The organism is Bartonella sp. CM86QHHN, from assembly GCF_042194695.1.
Taxonomy (GTDB): domain Bacteria; phylum Pseudomonadota; class Alphaproteobacteria; order Rhizobiales; family Rhizobiaceae; genus Bartonella.
Genome location: NZ_JBHIND010000066.1, coordinates 1 through 1398 on the forward strand (window position 1 = coordinate 1; position 1398 = coordinate 1398).

Below are 1398 nucleotides of genomic sequence, written 5' to 3' on the forward strand. Positions count from 1 at the left end.
ACAAAGTATAGATGCGTATCGAGAAGAGTTTACACGGAAAAGTGAAAAGATACAGGCACTAAAAGCAGATGTGCAATCACGTGATACGGAAATTAAAGAACTTAAACAAAAGATAGAAGAACATGACGACGAGGAAATTGAAGAACTGAAGCAAGAGCTTAAACAGCGTGATGAAGCAGTAAAAGCGCCGCCTCATAAGAATAAGAAGAGTAAGAAGAAGGGTAAGTGAGGAGAGAAAGATGGAAGATGTAATGTCATTTGTCATAGGTCATATCATCAATAACATTCCAATTATTGTGGTCTCACTGTTTACTTTACACTATTATTTCAAGGCTTCTGACCTACAAGAACAGATAGATGAACAAGATGAAATAATTAGGGAAAAGGACACAATAATTAAAAATCAAGAAACATTAATAAATAAACAGGTAACTTCTATTGATGGACAGATTGCAAGTTTACACAAAAAAATAGAAAGAATTAAACCACAAGATATACAGTTTAATCAGCAATTTCAAAAAACATTTCCCATGTCTTTAATCCGTCGAAGCTAACAGGACAAAAGCTCACTTCGATTGTTTTCTTTGGATTATACGGTGCAGTATGCCTTATGAAAAATTCAGGGTCAACTATATCATTTGAGCTTAGAGGGGAAATATATAGTGTTAATGACAACTCACTGCGGCTTTTTAGATTAAATAACTCTAACAACTGTTCTGATGGTGGATTTATAAAACGTCCCTTTTTAAAATATTGTATACTACGTTGCGGTTTTATCAAATTTCTTTCGAAAGAGATACATTTAGGATCCATTCTAGAAAATCCAATAGAAATGGGATTACATACCATAGCAGCAATAAGTTCAAAAGGGCTTTCTTCAATAAGACGTATTTGTTTGATTCTAATATCTTTTTTTGTAGGGTTTTTAATGATTAAGGGTATAAAAATTAAGGGGATTTTACGCGGTTCTTTACGCTCTAACCTTGGTAGAAATATTATTGGATCACTTGTCACAGTTAGCTTTTGTTCTGAAGCTTTTCTTCTTTTACAAAGTTTAAAATACTTAAACAAAAAACCTCCAATACTGATAAAAAGCGTAGCAATAATGGTAGATATGACAGTACTGTTATTAATCAAATGCCAAGCATTTTCTATTTCATTAAGCATATTTCATACGCCTTTCTCTTTCTACTTTTCAGAAAAAAACAACCTTATAAAACACATTTTGTATGGAGATGAGCGGTGATTAACACGATTCTTTGTTTTGATCTAGGTACCAAAACGGGGTGGGCGTTTCGCAATGCCGAGGGTGACATATTCAGTGGTACCGTGAATTTTCAATCGCGCCGTTTTGAAGGCGGTGGAATGCGTTACTTGCGTTTTAAACAATGGCTATCA

The 1398-nt window shown here is 34.0% G+C and carries 2 protein-coding genes and 1 pseudogene; 2 read left to right on the forward strand and 1 reads right to left on the reverse strand.

What is annotated here, in order from left to right:
• Both ACFIKX_RS07690 and ACFIKX_RS07695 read left to right on the forward strand, forming a co-directional pair.
• A pseudogene (locus ACFIKX_RS07690) lies at positions 1 to 229 on the forward strand (hypothetical protein); the annotation flags it as partial.
• 10 nt (positions 230 to 239) lie between these two features.
• Entirely contained in the window at positions 240 to 554 is a 315-nt protein-coding gene (locus ACFIKX_RS07695) for a hypothetical protein (RefSeq protein ID WP_375627971.1), read from the forward strand.
• On the opposite strand, the gene ACFIKX_RS07700 is transcribed toward ACFIKX_RS07695, so the two are convergent.
• Positions 502 to 1167: a hypothetical protein gene (locus ACFIKX_RS07700; protein WP_375627972.1), complete on the reverse strand. Its 666-nt coding sequence runs from the start codon at positions 1165 to 1167 to the stop codon at positions 502 to 504. The two genes, ACFIKX_RS07695 and ACFIKX_RS07700, sit on opposite strands and share 53 nt — an antisense overlap.
• Between the last annotated feature and the right edge of the window lie 231 nt (positions 1168 to 1398).

Excerpts from the sequence above, each read along its gene's own strand:
- ACFIKX_RS07700 (WP_375627972.1), bottom strand. The coding sequence starts at position 1,167 with ATGCTTAATGAAATAGAAAATGCTTGGCATTTGATTAATAACAGTACT.
- ACFIKX_RS07695 (WP_375627971.1), top strand. The coding sequence starts at position 240 with ATGGAAGATGTAATGTCATTTGTCATAGGTCATATCATCAATAACATT.